This is a genomic window from Vibrio sp. 1249-1, from assembly GCF_033340495.1.
Window position 1 is genome coordinate 1 of the sequence record NZ_JAWOWJ010000010.1, and the last position, 19,155, is coordinate 19,155.

The window sequence follows — 19,155 nt, forward strand, 5'->3', positions numbered from 1 at the left end:
ACCCAAACGTTTTTGATCTATAAACTGCATATGTTTCTTCAGATCTGGTAAGTCAAGATACCTCGGTGAACGCTTACGAAAATTGACATGGAGGTGGTAGAGGCCAACCCTGATTTGGCGCCAATATTAGCGAGTTATGCGAAAGAATGCCTAGAATCGGGTATTCCAAAATATTCGGGTGTGGAGCAAGATCCTACAGCTTATTTGTCAGGTTTGGTCGAACGCTCAAAGGCAATCTCCGAGTTACCAAAGGGATATTTACCTAGCACAACTTACTACTGTGTATCGAACTCCGAAATTTTAGGTGCAATCCGAGTTCGCAAAGGTACTAACGCCAACGTAGAAAATGTCATTGGTCATATTGGCTACGAAACTAGACCGTCAGCTCGTGGTAAGGGTGTAGCCTCATTTCTGCTTGCATGGGTGCGAGACCATGTTGTCACTGATTCAGTAATTGTTACTTGCTCAATTGACAATCCCGCATCTCAAAAGGTCATCGAAAACTGTGGTGGTGAATACCTCGGTAACTACACAGATGAGAGTGAGGGTACGGTAAGGCGCTACCGTTTAGCACGCACATAACAAAGCATTCAAGAGTGATTCGCAACGCTTGGCAGTTTCGCTTCGCTCAAGTATAGCCAAGCGAAGCTCACACCTTAATGCGGCGTTAGGCGCAGTAAGAAATTTCTTTGTTCAAATCTCTAATTTCTCTTTGGCCATTTGTTCTAGTTTTTCGGCAATTTGGCCTTATCTAACCAAGTTCTTGAATCACTCAATCTGTAAAACATGTCAAAGTTTGCGGGTTGCCTCATTCAGTTTTGGAGTCGGTTTGTTGTTAGTTTCTTTGGCTCAAATCACTTCAAGTTTGTCTGCCGTCGAAACGGGTCTATTGGCTGAAATTTTGCACTGAAAGTTAGTCTTTCCAAAATCTATTTTTATGTGCTGAAAAGCCAATTTCTTTGGTGTTTTGGTTGCAGTGGGTTTCAGAGACTTAGCCGCTTTAGCATTTGGGTTTTAATCAAATTCAGTGGCTTACGTGAATTTCTTTTTCCAAAAGGTTGTTTTCTAAATCCAGTTTTAACTATTTGCGTGAAGCGCCTAACAAAGCATTCAAGAGTGACTCACAACGCTTGGCGATCTCGGTTTAAACTCGGTTTTAGTGGTTAAGGTGCAATGGTTTAGGTTAGGTGGTTTAGCGTTGTTCGCACCTTAATGCGGCGTTAGGCGACATGAGATCAACGATAGAGTAGTGATAGTATCTTGGCGTGAATCTAGCTTCAGTTAATAGAAAAGGAGTGGATTAATGAATGGTAAAGCATTTGATAATTGGCAAAAATCTCGAAAGAAAGGATGTTTAAATTGGCTTTTCAGAACAACTTTCGTCACAGCCATTTTGTACATAATTTTTAATGTTATTTTCCTTTATCCATCTTCTGATGCTGCAAGCATTACGATTTTCTTATCGGATAATGCTCTTAATTACTCCATTTACACGATCGGGATGTTTTTCGCATTTTGGGCTATTTGGTTATACAACGAATCTTCGTATGAGAAAGAAGTTAAACGTAGAAATGTCGCCTAACAAACTGTTCAAGAGGGATTCGCAACGCGTGGCATTTTCACTATGCGTTGGTTTTAGTGTTTAAGGTGGTATGCGGTGGCTTTGGTATTGCGTTGCTCACCCCTAAACAGGGCGTTAACTGGCGCAGAAAATATGAAAGCACATTGATACCGTTACTAGGTTCAGAGGTTTAGCGTGTTTGGTCGGTTCCCTTAATTAAGCTAATGCGACTAATTCAATTTGGTACTTAAGTTTTCTCATGAGAAAGGCGGCACAAAGCCTTCTAATAATATAAGGCATTCGCGATTAGTTCGGCGCACTTACATCGCCGAAGTATGGTGTTGTGAGACGCATTTCAAACTAAAGGTAAACGGTAATCTTTTAGTTAAATACATATTTGAGTTAGCTTTACTAATCATTAATTAGGAAAACCAGCTTTGGCTAAAGTGGCTGTAAGATCGGCGAAAACTGAAAGGCGCTCAGTTAACAAACTGTTTAAGAGGGATTCGCAACGCGTAGCATTTTTGATATGCGTTGGTTTAAGTGATTAAGGTGGTATGCGGCGGCTTCGGTATTGCGTTGCTCACCCCTTAACAGGGCGTTAGTTCCCCAGAGGAAGCAATCAATCCATAGGGAATTTTTGTTTCTGGTGGAGTACTCGCATAACTCTGATGATATCGCCCTCGACCCAATAAGAGACAATCATCGAAATCTCAGGAATAATGAGCAATCGTCCGCGGATGCCATCTCGTTGTACACCCATTAAAGGTTGTTCAAGCAAGTTTTCTACTTTTGCTTCAATGAGGTTGTCAGTTTTTTCTGCCGCATCAGGGTTGAAGTCATAGAGAAACTCGAAGATCTTTTCACGATCATTAAGTGACTTTTCTTCCCATAAAATCATTGCTTACCTCGATTACGGATTCTGGCTTTGCGCTCTTCCATTCGAGACTTAGCAGTTTGGTGTTCAACGAAAACGGATTTTCCTGAGTCAAACTTCTCAAATGCTAGGTTTACTTGTTCAGTTAGCCATGCATCGTGAGATAATGTTTTTCTTTGTTGTTCAGCGAGTTGCTCAGTAAGTTCACGGCAAGCATCACTTAGAGTTCGACCTTGGCTCTCAGCCATTTGTTGAGCTAGGCGTTTTGTTTCTTCATCAACACGAAATTGAATTCTAGTGTCCATGATGTATTCCTTTGTTGGTGTGTGTACAAATGTTAGCACTAGGCTTTGAGATGGGCAACTAACAAACAATTTAAGAGTGATTCGGCACGCGTGGCATTTTTACTATGCATTGGTTTTAGTGATTAAGGTGGTATGCGGGAGCATCGTATTGTGTGCCTCACACCTTAATTGGGCGTTAGTACGGGTTTGACGTCAAAGGTCATAAGTTTTGGTGTTTATCTGTTTTCGCGCTCGTCTTTACACCTTTCAGTTTTTACCTGTCACGTTCTTTCCGGTGGCACTATATGCGGAGTGTTTGCTTTGATTTCACCGTTTACGGTCTCTAACTCTTAGCCTATTTCTTTGGCGCTTCTTCGTTTTCGTTGTACTTCCTGAGTTAATCTTGTCGTTCGTTGGGTGTTGCCATCAAAGTGCGAGGATCGAATCCTTTTCTAATTTGAAGCAAGTGGAAGTAGAGCAGTTCAGTGCGTTTTTCTTCTAGCCAACTTTCGTCTTTCAATTGGAATTAAGTTTTGTTGCTGCCCGTCTCACTTCAGTGTTCAAAACCTTTCATATCATGCTAGTTTTCAATATCTTGGAGCGCATAAATAGAAGTAGCGCATGTACTAACAAATTGCTTAAGAGTGATTCGTAACGCGTGGCATTTTTACTTTGCGGTGGCTTATAGTGATTAAGGCGCTGTGCGGTAGCTTTTGTATTGCGTTACTCACACCTTAGCAAGGCGTTATACGAATAGAGGGAAATTATGTACAAAAATACTGATTTTAACTTGGATTCAAAAGAGTTCAGGTTTAAGAAAGACTCATATCCTTTGTCTAAGATAAACAATGTTAGGGTTAAAAAGTTAAGTTTTCTTGATAATTTAGGTCAAGTTTTATTCTGGGTGTGTGTTTTTTCAGGGGCAGTTTGGTTAGTTATTCCAAGGTTGGAAGAGGTGCCACAATGGCTACTAGTTTTAGTTCTTAGTCTGACGGTTGTAGGTTTGGTTTTTGCTCTTTTTCGTTGTTCTAAATATGCACTTCAAGTCGAGTTTCGCCACATAGATGAAACGGGCGTTCAATGGGTTAATGTCGCTAAGTCATACTCAAAGTCAGATTGTGAGTTATTTGAACAGCAAGTGTTGGCACTGAAGAAATTCGTATAACAAATTGTTCAAGAGTGATTCGGCACGCGTGGCATTTTTACTATGCGTTGGCTTTAGTGGTTAAGGTGTTATGCGGAACTTTCGGTATTGCGTGCCTCACACCTTAACGCGGCGTTATAACTCAGGAGGAAGAGTGGAAAATTTCCCGATAGAAAAGCTCAAATTTACAAGTGCAAAGATTTCTGGTGTCGATGGCGACGTCTCACTTGAGATAGGAATAGAGCCGTTTGAACTTAGTCTAGACGACTATTCTGAGACAATAGAAACTGTAATTAGCCTAAACGGTATTAATTTACCTACAGAGCTTAATGAACTTACTGGTAGAACATTTACTTTCCCTGTAAACCCAGATGACGGGTATATTGATGGGTCAGTTTACTTCTTTGCAGCTCATAGTCCTGTTGATATCACTGAAATTAAATTTGGTGAATCGACAAATGGAAAGTTACCTATGACACTTGAATCCTCATGGGTACTGGAATTTGAGCTAACAGGGTTTAAAAACCTACATACAACAATCCACACGTATCTGAAGTTATAACAAGGCGTTTAAGACGGATTCACAACGCGTGGCATTCTCAGTTCAAATTGAGTTTTGTGCTTACGGTGCAATGGCTTAGGTTCGGTTGTCAGCGTTGTTAACCACTTAACGCGGCGTTAGCATGCAAATAGCGTCAATCAGGTTTTGAAGGATTATAATGAAACTTGTAACGAAAAGAGTAGAGAATTTAGGAACTCCTTCATCTGAAAATGGAGTTTTCTCAATGCTTAGTGAGCTCAGAAGAGAGCTTCTACTAGAGATTTCGGAAGGAGAAAAAAGGATAGGAAGTTCAGAAGAAATAAAAAGTTGGATTTTAGAGCACTATCAAGCCAACCCCTTAGTTGGTGATATGTATAATGCAATTTTAATGATAAAAAAAGATTTAGTTTATTCTGAAGGCGATTTACCACAGCTTGAGGAATGTAAGTCTAAGATATCTCAATTGGAAACATTACCTCTTCCTGAGTTTTGCTTTATAACTTCTCGTATTCAAGATGTAGAAAAAGGAGTGTTAATTCAAAGAGAAGAGCTTAAAGGCGCTGGTTTAGTCTATTCTATAACAATTTTCGATAGAGAGTACTTAACGAAGAAAGCAGTACGCCTAGAAATTCGAGTGTGTAAAAAAGAACCAGAGCCATTTGTTTCTCTTTTTACCATTAATGGCTGGATTCATATATCTAAGGAAAGTGTGCAATCAAATGAGTATGCCGTATTTGCTCTCCGATGTTTAATAGCCTATCACCGTTACGAGTATCCAGTATTAACAAAAGATTTAATAATTGTTGATGAACAAGATAAGCTTACTGATAATGACTATTTATTAGATTTAATAGTTAAGGCTCATAAAAATGAAATAAAATGCTATAAAGCAGAAGTTCCATTAAATATTATTAAGCCACGTGATATTGAATACGCATTATCTATTCCGAAAGAAAGAATTCAGTCTTACATTAACAAAATGTGTGATTTTGGCTTTTCTTTTTCTGAGTTGCTTATCTATGAAGATGGTAATGTTTTCATAACTGATGACGATTATCCTGTATACCTTGCTTATGCAGCAATGGATATTAGTATGGTTCCAGCGGTAATATTAGGTGAATTTAAGAACACTGATGTGAAAGTTTTGTCTGAGGGAGGAGGAGAGTTGATGCCTCCGATAGGTGTCGAAGAAATTGAAGACTCAGGTATTCCTATTAAAACTAAAGAACAAGCTCTTAGAGAGAAAATATCTAGTTTATGCCCCAAAATTTCTGATTCTACGAAACTGGAAAATAGATTTGTTCATTTCTGTAGACTAATTGGTAGTAGATCGACAAAAGAAAAAGAGCTACATGAATTTTTAAATAAAAATCCACAAATTTTAGATAGTCATATGGCCTCTATGTTCAGCGAAGTTAGAATAGGTCGCTATAGAGCAGACTTAGTTATACGTTATGAGCAAGTCGACAAAAAAGTAGTATTGGTTGAGTTGGAGCGTCATAGTGATAAAATATTTACGAAGTCCAACCGTATAAGAAAAAAAGTTACTCATGCATCTCAACAAGTGGAAGACTGGATTAACGAAATTAGATTAGGGACAAATAATGCACCGAAATGGTTAACGAATCAGTATAATCCTGAAGGTTTTGTCGTTATTGGTCGCTCAAAAGACCTCTCAGAAGACCAAAAACAAATTTTGTTTTCATTAAATGTGAATCGTAAGGTAAAGATAATAACCTATGATGATTTGTTGGAGCGAATGAAACGGCTTATGGGAATGATTGGTGGCTTAAACTAGTAAATGCATCTATGCCGTTATTAATATGTGTTCTGGCGTTCTAATAAGCGAATGCTAACAAATTGCTTAAGAGTGACAGCTAACCTTTGGTATTTTTGGTTTGGGTGAGTTTAGTGATTACGGTGGCTTTGCTTGAACTTAATGGTTGGTTAGCTGCACCTTAGCAAAGCGTTATGCGACCTAAAGGAAATGGATATTTATGGATAAGTTTGGAATGCTACAAGAGCTTGGTGCAGGTGACTTTCAACACCTTAACGGTTCATTGGAAGCGCACCTTAAAGGGACTGAAAATGTTCTGATAAGTTGGGGTAGTAGCGAGTTACTTCAAATTGCAGGTCTCTTTCATGCTGCTTATGGAACTGCGGGCTTCGATGAAAATATGGTGTCGCTAAGTCAGCGCCAAGAAATAGCACGAACTATTGGGTGTGATGAAGAAGCTTTGGTTTACTTGTACTGCTCATGTGACCGAGACTATGTATTTCCTCAATTTGGCAAAGTGCCAGAAATCCAATTTAAAGATCGATTTGCTGGTTCAACATTCAAACTCGACAGTGCAACGGTGAAATTGTTTTGCGAGTTAACTGTCGCTAATGAGCTAGAGCTTGTTTATAGCAGTGAAGAGTTCAAACTCAAATATGGTGCTGAGCTATTTGAACTGTTCCAAGGTATGGACAACTACTTAAGTTTCGAGGCTAGAAAGGCGTACAAATCAGCATTGTCGAATTTCGCATAACAAATTGTTCAAGAGGGATTCGCAACGCGTGGCATTTTCACTGTGCGTTGGTTTAAGTGATTAAGGTGGTATGCAGCAACATCGGTATTGCGTTACTCATCCCTTAACAGAGCGTTAGGGTACAAACGTAAAAAAGCCCACCATATCAACAGTGGGCTTGGAATTTAAGCTTCCTCTGCTTCACCTTGGCTAGAGTTACTTCTGTCGAAAGCAAACTCAAGTTTCAGAAACCAAGCGTGAAATGCTGCAGAAACACTAAAACTAATCTTCATAGTCAACGCCTCTAAGGGTTGGTGACTATCAGGCTTGAAGGTGTGTTTTGAGTTTCAGGTATATTGAAATTAGTCGTTTTAAGTTAAATTAGAGAGAGTTTTAAAATTAGTGTTTGTCTTCAATCTTATGAGCTTTAGCATCTTAAGCATTGAAATAGTAGTCTAGTTTATGTAGCTCTTTACTCTAATCTTTATTCAGTTATGTTAGTTTCAGTATCTTACTTTTGGTATTTAGTTACCTTAATTTTGCCTGACACCTCGCGGATAACCGCTTGAAATTTATACTATGCATTTAAGCACTCATGTCAAGCGAGAAGTGCCCTAACAAAGCGTTTAAGGCAGATTCGCAACGCTTGGCATTTTTGGTTCGATTCAGCTCTAGTGTTTACGGCACAATGTTTTAGGTGTGGTGGTGGCGTTGCTCACTACTTAACGCGGCGTTAGGTGCTTGAAGGAAAAGGTAAGTATGGAAATTACTTTTCAGCAGATAAACATTGATGATTTCGAATTGTGCGTTGCTGCGAGAAAAGATGCATACTTTTGTAGTTTTGGGCATTACGATGGTTTCGACGACTTCATCAGTGGGTATCGTGAATGAGTATTAGACCGGTTAGCAGCATCAGGATGGTTCTATATCCATATATTTGTGGATGGTCAGTTTGCAGGGCAGTTAGAGTTTCGTAGCTTTTCACCCGAGCCGGAGACTGGCTATGTGCATCTCATTTACTTAAAGCCGAATTTTCGTGGTTCAGGACTCGCTGCAAAATTGCAGGATTATATTGTAAGGACGTTGAGTAAAGCGGGTTGTTTGCGTGCTGTACTTTCAGTAAGCCGAACTAACCATCGAGCTCTCACATTCTATAAGCGCCATGGTTGGGAGTTCGTGCGCAATAATCCCAAGCACGATGAAACAGACTTTTACCAACTTTGGCTACGCACCTAACAAACTGTTTAAGAGTGATTCGGCACGCGTGGCATTTTTACCATGCGTTGGTTTTAGTGGTTAAGGTGTTATGCGGAACCTTCGGTATTGCGTTGCTAACCCCTTAACAGGGCGTTAGGCTCCGAGGAAGCAATGAGAAAGAAAGTAGAAGAGCGCTTAAATAGGCTTAATAAAGGATGCTGTCCAGTTCATGGGGGTTTTATGTCTCAGGTTGAAGGGTGGTATGAAAATGAGCAGGGTATAAACTACACCGTTGTCGGATGTTCTCGAAACGCTTGCAAAATTTTAGCAAGAGCTTTTTCTTATGACGGTCCTTGGGAGATTGATGAAAAGTACATTCATTTGTTTGATGAAAACAAAGTAGATCCAGATTTCCTCGACCATACTGTTAAACCAAATGACAGAAAGAGCGCCGTGAAAAAGTATAGGTCGGATGTTTTTAGCAAAACCTCCGGTTTTTGCTACTACTGCGGGGTTGGATTAACGCTTGAAACGCTAACTGTTGATCATTTTTTCCCCGAGTCTCGAGGAGGTAAAACAGAATTCTCAAATTTATTTCCGTGTTGTAAAACCTGTAATTCCTCAAAAGGAACTAAAGACATTGAGGAGTTTAGGTTTTTATGTCAAATGAGGGAGTTCAAAAAAGAGCACGGAGTAGAGTTCAATCGAGAGCAGATTAACTTTTTATCCAAAAGTGGATTTGACATTCAATTGAATCAACATGACTTTTGGTTCGAGGAAAACATAGCCTAACAATCTGTTTCAGAGGGATTCGCAACGCGTGGCATTTTCACTATGCGTTGGTTTTAGTGTTTAAGGTGGTGGTATGCGGCGGCTTGAGTATTGCGTTGCTCACCCCTTAACAGGGCGTTATGTTAAATAGTGCTTCAAAGCCCACAGGTATTCAGCTAATCTCTTGTTCCACACAATATCTTAGGTATATACATGATTGATCACGTTACAATTCCCGTTAGTGATTTAGAAAGAAGCCGGAAGTTTTATGAAGAAGCTTTTAGTCCACTAGGGTACAAAATTGCATTTGGTGGAAAAGGTAAATTTTGGGCTTTCGACCTCGGTAAGGGCTTCTTATTCGAGATCTGTAGTGCTAAGGCTGAGGGTGCTTTAACGAGCTTTCATATTGCCTTTCGTGTGGCGAGTCAGCAAAAGGTTCGAGAGTTTTATGACTCAGCTATTTCAGCAGGAGCGCGAGACAACGGAGCTCCAGGACCGCGACCTCACTATACCGAGAACTATTATGCATGCTTCGTTCATGATCCAGATGGTCATAATATTGAGGCTGTCTTTGACACCTGGAAGTCTTGATGCAGTTGAAAATGCGGTAAAAGTTTAATGTAAAACACGTGCTGAGTTTCAACATAACAAACTGTTCAAGAGGGATTCGCAACGCGTGGCATTTTCACTATGCGTTGAGTTTTTGTGGTGAACGTGGTCTGCGGAAGGTGGGTTTGTATGGCATTCACCCTTAACGCGGCGTTATGAGCCACCATGAAAAATGCAGAATAGAGTGGAATAGATGGAACGGAAAAAACAGGTTCAGTGGCTAAAGATTCAAAAGGGAGGCTTTCTCAGACACTGTCTTACTCATGGATTAGCTTTCTGTGTACCATTTGTATTTGGTACTGCATTTGTTCAAAACGATTTTTACTTGAACTTGTCGCCTTTTATTTCGTACCGGCTTTACTTAGTTACTGTCATTGGCGCGGTATTTCTCGCAAGCAGTGATTGGATTTTTAAGAGTAGGCAGTATCAAAAACACAGAAAGAATCTATTGCGAAAAAATGTCTCATAACAAGTTGTTCAAGAGTGATTCGGCACGCTTGGCATTTTTACTATGCGTTGGTTTTAGTGGTTAAGGTGTTATGCGGGAGCTTCAGTATTGCGTGCCTCACACCTTAACAAGGCGTTAAGTTTCATTTAATTCGGAGTAAATAAATGTGCAATATTAAAGTTCCAGATTGGAATTGTGGAAAAGCATTCGCGACGGTACGAGTCAATAATTGGTATGAGCTTGAAGCACTAATTGAAAAGGACTTTCTTGATTGGAATGAATATGTTTTTCGAGGACAAAAAAGCTCCAATTGGCCGTTACGTTCAAAATTCGATCGTGAATATAGGTTAGCCCTAAAAAAGCTAGATGAAGCAGAGCCTTCTAAGGGGTTATCAGAGCAAAATATATATCTGGTTGAAAGGAATCTGAATTTGAGTCTAGATCCTAGAAATGAAGTGTTAGATAGGCTAATAAGCACATTTAAAAAGGCGTGTACAGGTCGTCGCGGACAGTTACCTAAGACATTGTCAGATATTGAATGGTGGGCATTAGGTCAACATTTTGGTTTAGCAACCCCTCTCCTAGACTGGACTTTATATCCTTATGTTTCAGCATACTTTGCGTTTAGTGAAGCAGATCCAGATGAATCTGGTTGCCGAGCTATTTGGGCTTATTCGCATGATGGGATGATGGAGATTTTTATTAACTCGCCAGAGTACTGTCATAAGGAAATAAAAGAATCTGACACTATTATGGTGCTCTCAGGGTTAACTGATGAAAACTCCAGAATAATTAGTCAAAGTGGTTTGTTTACGCGTATACCAAACGGTGAAGATATAGAAGAGTTTATTGAAAATAATATCGACTTAAATGGGATGGCCCCAATTCTTTACAAAATAGAAATACCGAATACGCAAAGAGAAGCGTTTTTACGTCATTTAACGGTTATGAATATACATAGCGGCTCTCTTTTTCCTGATCTTGTTGGTGCTGCTGAATTTGCAAATCGTAGCCTCGAATGTGAATCGGAAAATTTACTCTGGAAAGCGACACCAGCTTTTACCAAACGGATGCTTAGCAATGGAGCATATCACGATAACAATAAATGAACTTAACAAAGCATTTAAGAGTGATTCGCAACGCTTGGCAGTTTCGCTTAGCTCAAGTATAGCCAAGCGTTGCTCACACCTTAATACGGCGTTATGTGAATAGAAGGTTCCAGTGAACAAGGTAGTCAAAGAGCGCTTCGAGGAATATCCGGAAAATGCTCGTATTAGGCTAGAGGAGCTACGAAATCTAGTCTTTCAAATCGTATCTGATTTGGATCTGGGTGAAGTCGATGAAACTCTAAAGTGGGGTGAACCCAGCTATAGTGTAAAAACAGTCAGCCCGCTAAGAATGGACTGGAAGCTGAAATCCCCTAACAATTATTACCTGTTCTTTAACTGCCAAACTAAGTTAGTCGATACATTTCGAGAATTGTATGGTGAAGAACTGGTGTTTCAGGGAAAAAGAGCAATCGTTCTGTCCATATCGCAAGTGTTGCCAGAAACAGCAATCAAGTCCTGTTTAGAGTTGGCTTTAACTTATCAGCAGCGTAAAAATTTGCCTCTTTTGGGCGCGTGAAAAAATTCACATAACAAAGCGTTCAAGAGGGATTCCCCACGCTTGGCATTTTTGGTTTTAATCAGTTTTAGTGTTTATGGCATAATGGTTTAAGTCGGGTGGTGGCGCTTTCCCCCCCCCTTAACGCGGCGTTAGTCGCCAGAAAAAGTTAGCAATCAAAATTACGTTTCTAAGCTTAAAATTTAGCTGATGATCGTTTGATACGCCGGTGTGTCGTCGATAGTCAAAACTCAGTTTCAACAGCTTCAAATCCAAAGTTTTGTAACTGTCCTAGCTGCTGTTTTGTACTTCGGTGCTGACAGAGCAGGGCAATCAAGAGTCTGTTTTTGGTTGCAACGCCACTCGGTGAGTTTGTTGGTACAAAAGCCGATTTACTCTCTGAAATGACGTTTTCTTTGGTGTTGTAAATTCCACTTGGTTTCAGTGACTTTGTTGAAAGTCCGCACTGTTAGATTGGTTTTCAAAAAGCGCTTTTTGGGTGTTATCAGTCCGTTTTCTGCGGCGTTTGCTGTTCCAATTGGTTTCATTGAATAGTCGCTTTGAGACTACGCCAGACTTAAGTGCATCAAAGCACATAAAGTTTGTTGTTCGCAAAGTTTAGTTTGGCTTAAAATTATCGCTCGGTGCCTCGTGACTAACAAACTACTAAAGAGTGATTCGCAACGCGGGGCATTTTTACTATGCGTTGATTTCGTGATTACGGTGGTATGCGGTAGCATAGGTATTGCGTTGCTCACTACTTAACGCGGCGTTAGGCGTCTATGAAATGGACTATGGAATATTAGCTAATGAAACTCGAAGAACAAATTGAGAAGTTATCAGACATAGGGTTGTCGTTGAATAAAGGTGTGACTATTAACGATTTACTCCTTTCATATTCTAGAGAAGAATACGAATCGAACCCTTTTGATTTAATTCTTTTTGTATACGGAATAGAGATTGAAGAAGAACCATGGGGACGGTTTGTTTGTGATCAGGCGTGGAATTTCGATGCAGAGGCGATTGAAGAGGATGGTTCCTATATTGAAATAGTAAAGCAGTTCCATCGAATCACAGGCAGAACTAAGGACTTAGAGGGGCTGCGAGATACTGTAAACCTAGAAGAACATTATGCAGAGCTCCAATATTCAGTTGATGGTGTTAAAAGGTTGCTAAAGCCTGAAATAGACGATGATTGGGCTGATGCTAAAACTATCGAAATTATACTAAGCGATTTACGCCAACCGGGGTTCGATTTCTATCCAAAGGATAATGGACAAGCCAGTATCTGGTTCTATTTGTCTGAAAGTCAGGCTATAAAGCTAAACCAACTCGCCAATAATGTGTTTAATTTAGAACGTAAACCATGGTGGAGAGTATGGTAGTTATCAGTGAGTTCAAGACGTCTAACAACCGCTTTAAGACGGATTCGTAATGCTTGGCGGTTTTGGTTTGAATTGGTTTTAGTGTTTACGGTGTAATGGTTGAGTGTTGTGGTCGCGGTGCTCTCCACTTACGTGGGCGTTCTACGAATGAGGAAGATTCGTGAAAAAGTGGAAGTTTGTATTCTGGGTAATGTGTTTCTTAACGGTTTTAAGCATTCTTCAACTCCCATTTTTTAAAGAGTTAAATATTGGAGCATTTATAGGCTCATTTGTATCCGCAATATCTCTTGTCAGCTTTTACGGCTTTAGTTATCGAGTTGCCGTCGGTAGCAAAGTGCTAGCGATCATCATCTTTGGGATAAATGCACTTGCTATGCTGGGCATTGCAATATTTAGTGTGTTCTTCTTACTGACTTATCTAAGTCCAGGAACCTTGTTCTTTTTTGTTACAGGGATGGGACTGATGCTTGTTTACCTGTACCCGCTGTATATGTATGCATTTAAATCTACAGAGATTTGGCAACTGGAGTAATTAGCATAACAAACTGTTCAATAGCGATTCGCAACGCGTGGCATTTTTACTATGCGTTGGTTTTCGTGTTTAAGGCGGTATGCGGAAGGCTCGGTATTGCGTTGCTCACCTCCAAAAGGTCATTAATACTCAAAGGTCAAATATGGATATTTACCCAGAAATCGAATTATCTAAAGCGCAGCATAATGCAATTGAAGCTCTTAGAAACCAGTCGTTTCCTGAACACCAAGTTACTCGCTCTTACTATAAGCAACTCCCGCATATGAGAGTTCTGAATTACGAAGGTGATCAGTTAGTTGGTTACATGGGATTAGACTACAGAGTTGTTCGCGTTGGTGATGAAATTTATAAAGTATTAGGTGTGAGTGACTTTTGTGTCGAGAGCAAAGTTCAAAGACAAGGTATTGGCACAACAATGTTGTCTCAACTCAGCGAGTATGCGTCCACTAAAGATGTCGACTTCATCATTTTAGTCTCCGATTTGGAGCGTTTTTATGTGGCTAATGGTTATATGCGCCTTAACTCTCTAAGTTCTTGGTTGCGAGTTCACGAACATAAAAATTACGGTGTCGCTGTAGATCAACTAGATGATTTATATGTTAAACCTATCAGCGGTAAAACTTGGGCTGTTGGTCATATAGATTGGTTAGGGTATATGTATTAGTCTGTAGTGGGCTAATAAATTGTTCAAAAAGAAATACTACACATGGCATTTCCAATTAGCGTTTCTTATACCTTACGAGCGCGTTTTCCCACAAGGAGTAATATGTGATTGTAGTAGCAAGGTTTTCTTTTCCTCATGAAGCTCATATTGCGAGAGCAAGCCTAGATAGTGTCGGAATAGAAAGTTACATCGCTGACGAGCACACGGTAAATACTCAGTGGCTTTATTCAAATGCAATAGGCGGCGTCCGTCTGATGGTGGCCGAAAGTGATACAGAAGATGCGAAACAAATACTTAGTAGCGATTTCGCAGAATCATTGGGAAATGAAGTTGACGTTGATGAAGAAAAAGACGTTTGCCCTAAATGTGGTAGTAAAGATCTATTTGCATTTACAAAAGGTAAACGCCCAGCTTTCTTAGTTTTTATTTTACTGGGTTTTCCACTGTTTTTTTACAAGCATGGTTATAAGTGTAAGCAGTGTGGGGAGTTTAGTGAAAAACTTTAAATCTTTAGGTAACAAGGCATTAAAGAGACAACTTGTACTCGTAGTATTTTTACGATGAGTTAGGTCGAGTGCCTATACAAGAAGTCAGAGTTACTGCTTGCTTACAAGCAAAGTATTATACGATAGTGAAGGAATAACATTGAATGAGTGAAATTAAAACAATAGAGCAGTTAAAAGAAATTTACGCAGAGCCAAGTGCGAGAGCTAAAAATAAAGCGCTGCCTGTGCTGGATGTTCATGCGATTACATTAATTAATAATTGCCATTTTGCAGTTCTAAGTACCGCTGATTCACAAGGGTATATCGATCTCTCTCCTAAAGGAGGGGAGCCTGGCTTCGTAAAAGTTTTAGATGAATCAACATTGTTGCTCCCTGATAGCTCGGGGAACAATCGTATAGATAGTCTAAAAAATATCATTAGTAACCCCAAGGTAGGGTTGTTATTGATGGTAAATGGTATTGATGAAGTGCTCCGTATTAAAGGAATCGCAAGTATTCACACCGACGCCAACTTGATATCTGCTTGCCCCGATGGAAGTAAAGATCCTAAGGTTGTTATCAAAATAGTCATAGAGAGTATGTACTTTCATTGTGCGAAAGCGGTGATGAGAGGGAAACTTTGGTCTGATGACTATAAAGTAAATCGCTCAATTCTCCCTTCATTAGCTCAAATCTTTAAAGATCAACAAAAGTTAGAAAGTAAAGCGCTTAATCAAGAAGATATGTTGAAGTATTACCAATCTAGCCTTTAGAACGAGCTTGGTAATATATTGAAAAGATAGCAAAATCAGGTTCGACCGTGCTCTGCGGAAGTATGGATTAGGTTTAGTGGGGATGTTACTGTCTCAATAGCGTTAGTTCACAAATAAACAATTGTTAGTCCAAATTTTAAAATGAAAAATGCAGAAAAATTTACTCTAGAAAATTACGTTTTGGCTAGTCCGGGAGTTAGGTGTGTTGGACAAATGATTGATCTTTTTGTCAGTTTTAGCATTTTTACTCTCGTTTTATGGGTCGGCTTAGAAATCGGTATTGAAAAAGAGCTTGTGCGCGCTACAGCAGTAACTGCGACTGTATCGTATTACCTTTTTTCTGATTGTTTACCAAATGGTCAAAGTGTGGGTAAAAAACTTTTGGGCATTGCAGTTATAAGTGCAAGAACGGGTAAAAAGTGCAATATTTTTCAGTCGCTCTTTCGAAATGTTATTACTCCATTCTTAGGTTTTATTGACTCAATTTTCATTCTTGGTAAAAAGAGGCAACGGCTCGGTGATAAGTTAGTGAGAACGGTGGTGGTAGTGCACTAGTTTGTTGAAAAAATTGATAGCGCTGAGGACTTGCGTTCAAGTCGGGCTTTGTTTTCGTGGTGGAGCAGCCTTGCTTAGGTGGTAGCGTTACTCACATACTTAATGTAGCGTTGTAAGAAAATTGGTATTGGAGTCCAAGTTTTATGTCAGAAAAAGAGAAAATGTTAGCAGGTGAGCTTTATGACCCAAGTGATGAAGAGTTATTAAAGTTAAGGTTGAGCGCTAGGTTACTAACTGAAAAATTGAATGCTACCTCTGTTGAGCATAAACAAAAGCGAGTTGAAATAACTAAGCACTTGTTCGGCACAACAGGTGACGATATTCATGTTGAATCTTCTTTCAATTGCGACTACGGATCCAACATTCACGTTGGAGATAATTTCTACGCTAATTTTGGTTGTGTGATTTTGGATGTTGCGGAAGTTAAGTTTGGTGATAACTGTTTACTTGGGCCTCAAGTTGGAATTTATACTGCGACTCATCCCTTAGATCCTATCGAGAGGAACAGTGGTTTAGAGCTAGCAAAGCCCATAAACATTGGTGACAATTGTTGGATAGGTGGCCATGCCGTAATCAACCCTGGCGTAACACTTGGGAACAACGTGGTGGTAGCCTCTGGCGCAGTCGTTACAAAGAGTTTTGGAGACAATGTCGTTGTTGGTGGCAACCCAGCCAGAGTACTGAAGGAAATCGTCACTAAGCGATAATAAAGTATATGGACTATTTTGAGCCTGAGTTTAGGACTTATGATCAACTCACCCCAAGCTTTGATGCGTTCAGCGGTTACTTGTTGACGCACTTGAATGTCTAAAATTTGCTTCAATATAGAATCGTTACACGTGGCGCTTTTGCCGTGCGTTGAGCTTGTTTAAAAGTCTCATACGAAATCATTTGTATTACGTGTCTCATACTTTTATTGGATTTTCGTCACCAATAACAAACCAAAAGGCTGACCCCAAAATGTTAGTAACAAAGATTGAAACGGAACGATTAATTCTAAGAGAGCTAGTTGAAGATGATGCAAGCGAATTGTTTGACATCTTCTCAGACCATGAGGTCATGAAATATTGGAACTCTGGCCCTTGGGTTTCAATTGAAGAAGCGCGGACATTTATAGCCAAGAGTACACAGGCCATGAATAGCAATACAGAAGTGACACTAGGCATCTTCCTAAAGAGCAATGGCCAACTTCTGGGTAAGATAATGCTGTTTAATCACGTGAAAGAGTCTAGGCGCGCAGAAATTGGCTTTGGCGTTAGTCGTCATTTCTGGGGTAAAGGCATTGTATTAGAGGCGGGAACTGCATTAATCGAACACGCATTCAAAACACTGAATTTACGTCGAATCGAGGCTGAGATAGATCCAGACAATGCTTCTTCAGGTAAAGTCTTGGAACGGTTAGGTTTTATAAAGGAAGGTTTCCTTAGGCAGCGTTGGGAAGTGAATGGAGTAGTCTCAGATTCAGCAATTTACGGGTTGTTAGCTAAACCCCTGGACAGCGTTTAGTACCCAGCCTTAAAAGCATCTAATAGATCTAGCCTGCTCGTACTCAATACACAGCCTTACACTTGACGGCGAGGTTTCTTGAATTGACTTGGTGGTCACTGAATGTACTATCACGGATAGGACTTACTGCAAGGATAGCAGCATGAGCGAGAAATTATTTTGGGTTAATCCCTACCAAACAGAACTTAACTCAAGAGTGACCAATGTAGACGGAAATAAGGTTGAATTGGACCAGACTATCTTCTTTGCAGAGTCTGGAGGCCAAGAGAGTGATAAAGGAACGATTAATGGTATTCCGGTTTTGATTGCTCAAAAGTTAGGTGTTCGACTTATTTACACATTGGAATCCTCTCCAAATTTTACTCTTGGTGACATTGTAACTACGAATATTGATTGGAAGCGTAGATATGCCTTAATGAAGCTACACTTTGCGGCTGAAGTGGTGCTCGAGATGTTTTATCAGCGTCGGGAAGGCATTGTTAAGATAGGCGCGCATATTTCTGAAAATAAGAGTCGCATAGATTTCGAGTGGTCTGAAAGTATTGGCCCGCTATTGAAAGAAATTGAAACTGATGTGCAAGATTTGATTAACTCTGATTCAGTTATTATTAGTGACTTTTCCGATCAAGAGAGTGAAAGAAGGTATTGGAGAGTGGATGGGTTTGCGCAAGTGCCTTGCGGTGGCACTCACTTAAAGCGCACATCAGAAGTCGGCCAAATTCAATTAAAACGCAAGAACATCGGTAAAGGCAAAGAAAGGGTAGAGATAACCTTATGCTCGTAAGTCGATAGGGCATTAGAAATAGATTCCTAACACGTGGCATTTAATTCATGGTGAGATTCACATTTGCGATATGAAGGTTGAGATTGAGGGCGTGTTGGCTACTTCTGAACAAAAGGTTACAGGGGTGAGAGGATGATATGTCGAAAGTAACATTGAAAGGCTTTATTTTAGTTCCGGAAAAGGATTTAGAATTAGTAAAACATGAGTTAATAATTCACAAAAGGCTCACGTTAGAAGAGTCGGGCTGCCTTACTTTTCTTGTGACTCAAAGCTCGACTAATCCGTTTCGTTTTGATGTCTATGAGGAGTTCGTCGACAAAGCCTCTTTTAAACAACATCAGGAAAGAGTTCAAGCCTCACATTGGGGAAAAGTAACAGCCAATGTTAAACGGCAATACGAAATCTTTGAATGTGTGCATGACTAATCGAATCGGAGTGATTTAGAGCGTTTACGCTTTGTTTTTTAGATTGCTCTACGCTCTACTATGTTGCTTTATTCATCTATTAACCTGGCTTAGTGTTCTTGATACTTTGCCGTATTAAATCTAGAAATTTTAATGGAAGTGTTATGTTTAGAGTTGTGTATGAATGGCGTGTGCCAAGTGAAAAAATGGATGAGTTTCAAAATATATGGCGTTCGACGACAGATTCAATTCATGAGTCAGTAGATGGGGCGCTTGGTAGTTTTATGCTTCGTTCTTACGATGTACCGGAAAAGGTTTTAACTATTGCCAAGTGGCGAACACGTGAAGACTGGGAGCGGTTTTGGGGAACTAGTAACCCAGAAAAAATGAAGAAGATGAGTGAAATTGCAGAGCGTATTTCAGTTGAACCATTCGATGAAATTGAAGATAGAACTAAGTAGGGCAATAGAAACGTTAAAGTGATGCCTAATGCACAGTTTGGCGGATAATATGAAAGACA

General features: G+C 39.9%; 23 protein-coding genes and 1 pseudogene. 22 read left to right on the top strand and 2 right to left on the bottom strand.

What is annotated here, in order from left to right; all coding sequences use genetic code 11:
• Positions 1-87: 87 nt before the first annotated feature.
• Positions 88-582: a GNAT family N-acetyltransferase gene (locus R7Z50_RS16995; protein WP_025637911.1), complete on the top strand. Its 495-nt coding sequence runs from the start codon at positions 88-90 to the stop codon at positions 580-582.
• Positions 583-1,303: 721 nt separating this feature from the next.
• Entirely contained in the window at positions 1,304-1,582 is a 279-nt protein-coding gene (locus tag R7Z50_RS17000; RefSeq protein WP_033007115.1) for a hypothetical protein, read from the top strand.
• A 601-nt stretch (positions 1,583-2,183) separates the two neighbouring features.
• On the opposite strand, the gene R7Z50_RS17005 is transcribed toward R7Z50_RS17000, so the two are convergent.
• Together R7Z50_RS17005 and R7Z50_RS17010 are read right to left on the bottom strand one after the other, a co-directional pair.
• Positions 2,184-2,462, bottom strand: a complete 279-nt coding sequence (locus tag R7Z50_RS17005) for a type II toxin-antitoxin system RelE/ParE family toxin (RefSeq protein ID WP_170890328.1) — start codon at positions 2,460-2,462, stop codon at positions 2,184-2,186.
• Positions 2,459-2,743: a type II toxin-antitoxin system RelB/DinJ family antitoxin gene (locus tag R7Z50_RS17010; protein WP_005398409.1), complete on the bottom strand. Its 285-nt coding sequence runs from the start codon at positions 2,741-2,743 to the stop codon at positions 2,459-2,461. The genes R7Z50_RS17005 and R7Z50_RS17010 overlap by 4 nt, the downstream gene beginning before the upstream one ends.
• Before the next feature lie 745 nt (positions 2,744-3,488).
• On the opposite strand from R7Z50_RS17010, the gene R7Z50_RS17015 reads away from it, so the two are divergent.
• The 20 genes and pseudogenes from R7Z50_RS17015 (at position 3,489) to R7Z50_RS17115 (ending at position 19,096) form a co-directional block, all read left to right on the top strand.
• Positions 3,489-3,887, top strand: a complete 399-nt coding sequence (locus R7Z50_RS17015; protein WP_025519062.1) for a DUF6232 family protein — start codon at positions 3,489-3,491, stop codon at positions 3,885-3,887.
• Between the two features lie 133 nt (positions 3,888-4,020).
• Positions 4,021-4,428, top strand: a complete 408-nt coding sequence (locus R7Z50_RS17020; RefSeq protein WP_132937075.1) for a hypothetical protein — start codon at positions 4,021-4,023, stop codon at positions 4,426-4,428.
• A 157-nt stretch (positions 4,429-4,585) separates the two neighbouring features.
• Positions 4,586-6,205 (top strand): Shedu immune nuclease family protein, encoded by a 1,620-nt coding sequence (locus R7Z50_RS17025; RefSeq protein WP_225478318.1) that lies wholly within the window; start codon positions 4,586-4,588, stop codon positions 6,203-6,205.
• 199 nt (positions 6,206-6,404) lie between these two features.
• Positions 6,405-6,938, top strand: a complete 534-nt coding sequence (locus tag R7Z50_RS17030) for a DUF6817 domain-containing protein (RefSeq protein ID WP_318149167.1) — start codon at positions 6,405-6,407, stop codon at positions 6,936-6,938.
• 738 nt (positions 6,939-7,676) lie between these two features.
• A pseudogene (locus R7Z50_RS17035) lies at positions 7,677-8,153 on the top strand (GNAT family N-acetyltransferase).
• Positions 8,154-8,285: 132 nt separating this feature from the next.
• The gene (locus R7Z50_RS17040) at positions 8,286-8,906 is read left to right on the top strand and encodes an HNH endonuclease (protein WP_206959763.1); all 621 of its coding nucleotides are present in this window, start codon (positions 8,286-8,288) and stop codon (positions 8,904-8,906) included.
• 192 nt (positions 8,907-9,098) lie between these two features.
• The gene (locus R7Z50_RS17045; protein ID WP_132937081.1) at positions 9,099-9,476 is read left to right on the top strand and encodes a VOC family protein; all 378 of its coding nucleotides are present in this window, start codon (positions 9,099-9,101) and stop codon (positions 9,474-9,476) included.
• Positions 9,477-10,106: 630 nt separating this feature from the next.
• Entirely contained in the window at positions 10,107-11,051 is a 945-nt protein-coding gene (locus R7Z50_RS17055) for an FRG domain-containing protein (protein WP_206959765.1), read from the top strand.
• Positions 11,052-11,163: 112 nt separating this feature from the next.
• The gene (locus R7Z50_RS17060; protein ID WP_206970907.1) at positions 11,164-11,568 is read left to right on the top strand and encodes a DUF1801 domain-containing protein; all 405 of its coding nucleotides are present in this window, start codon (positions 11,164-11,166) and stop codon (positions 11,566-11,568) included.
• A gap of 788 nt (positions 11,569-12,356) precedes the next feature.
• Positions 12,357-12,932, top strand: coding sequence for a hypothetical protein (locus tag R7Z50_RS17065; protein WP_132937086.1), 576 nt, complete (start codon positions 12,357-12,359; stop codon positions 12,930-12,932).
• Positions 12,933-13,092: 160 nt separating this feature from the next.
• Positions 13,093-13,464: a hypothetical protein gene (locus R7Z50_RS17070; RefSeq protein ID WP_132937087.1), complete on the top strand. Its 372-nt coding sequence runs from the start codon at positions 13,093-13,095 to the stop codon at positions 13,462-13,464.
• Positions 13,465-13,606: 142 nt separating this feature from the next.
• Complete coding sequence (locus tag R7Z50_RS17075; RefSeq protein ID WP_258661316.1) at positions 13,607-14,128, top strand: GNAT family N-acetyltransferase; 522 nt, start codon at positions 13,607-13,609, stop codon at positions 14,126-14,128.
• Between the two features lie 104 nt (positions 14,129-14,232).
• Positions 14,233-14,634 (top strand): DUF2007 domain-containing protein, encoded by a 402-nt coding sequence (locus R7Z50_RS17080; protein ID WP_318149168.1) that lies wholly within the window; start codon positions 14,233-14,235, stop codon positions 14,632-14,634.
• 143 nt (positions 14,635-14,777) lie between these two features.
• Entirely contained in the window at positions 14,778-15,386 is a 609-nt protein-coding gene (locus tag R7Z50_RS17085) for a pyridoxamine 5'-phosphate oxidase family protein (protein ID WP_318149169.1), read from the top strand.
• Between the two features lie 141 nt (positions 15,387-15,527).
• Complete coding sequence (locus R7Z50_RS17090; RefSeq protein ID WP_021707760.1) at positions 15,528-15,941, top strand: RDD family protein; 414 nt, start codon at positions 15,528-15,530, stop codon at positions 15,939-15,941.
• A 143-nt stretch (positions 15,942-16,084) separates the two neighbouring features.
• Positions 16,085-16,648 (top strand): sugar O-acetyltransferase, encoded by a 564-nt coding sequence (locus tag R7Z50_RS17095; protein WP_053306980.1) that lies wholly within the window; start codon positions 16,085-16,087, stop codon positions 16,646-16,648.
• A gap of 253 nt (positions 16,649-16,901) precedes the next feature.
• Entirely contained in the window at positions 16,902-17,447 is a 546-nt protein-coding gene (locus R7Z50_RS17100; RefSeq protein ID WP_025768089.1) for a GNAT family N-acetyltransferase, read from the top strand.
• A gap of 142 nt (positions 17,448-17,589) precedes the next feature.
• Positions 17,590-18,231 carry an alanine--tRNA ligase-related protein gene (locus tag R7Z50_RS17105; protein WP_005377082.1) on the top strand — a complete coding sequence of 214 codons (642 nt, stop codon included), beginning with the start codon at positions 17,590-17,592 and terminating at the stop codon, positions 18,229-18,231.
• 137 nt (positions 18,232-18,368) lie between these two features.
• Positions 18,369-18,656, top strand: coding sequence for a putative quinol monooxygenase (locus R7Z50_RS17110; protein WP_158173947.1), 288 nt, complete (start codon positions 18,369-18,371; stop codon positions 18,654-18,656).
• A 143-nt stretch (positions 18,657-18,799) separates the two neighbouring features.
• The gene (locus R7Z50_RS17115; RefSeq protein ID WP_031781322.1) at positions 18,800-19,096 is read left to right on the top strand and encodes an antibiotic biosynthesis monooxygenase family protein; all 297 of its coding nucleotides are present in this window, start codon (positions 18,800-18,802) and stop codon (positions 19,094-19,096) included.
• Positions 19,097-19,155 lie beyond the last annotated feature (59 nt).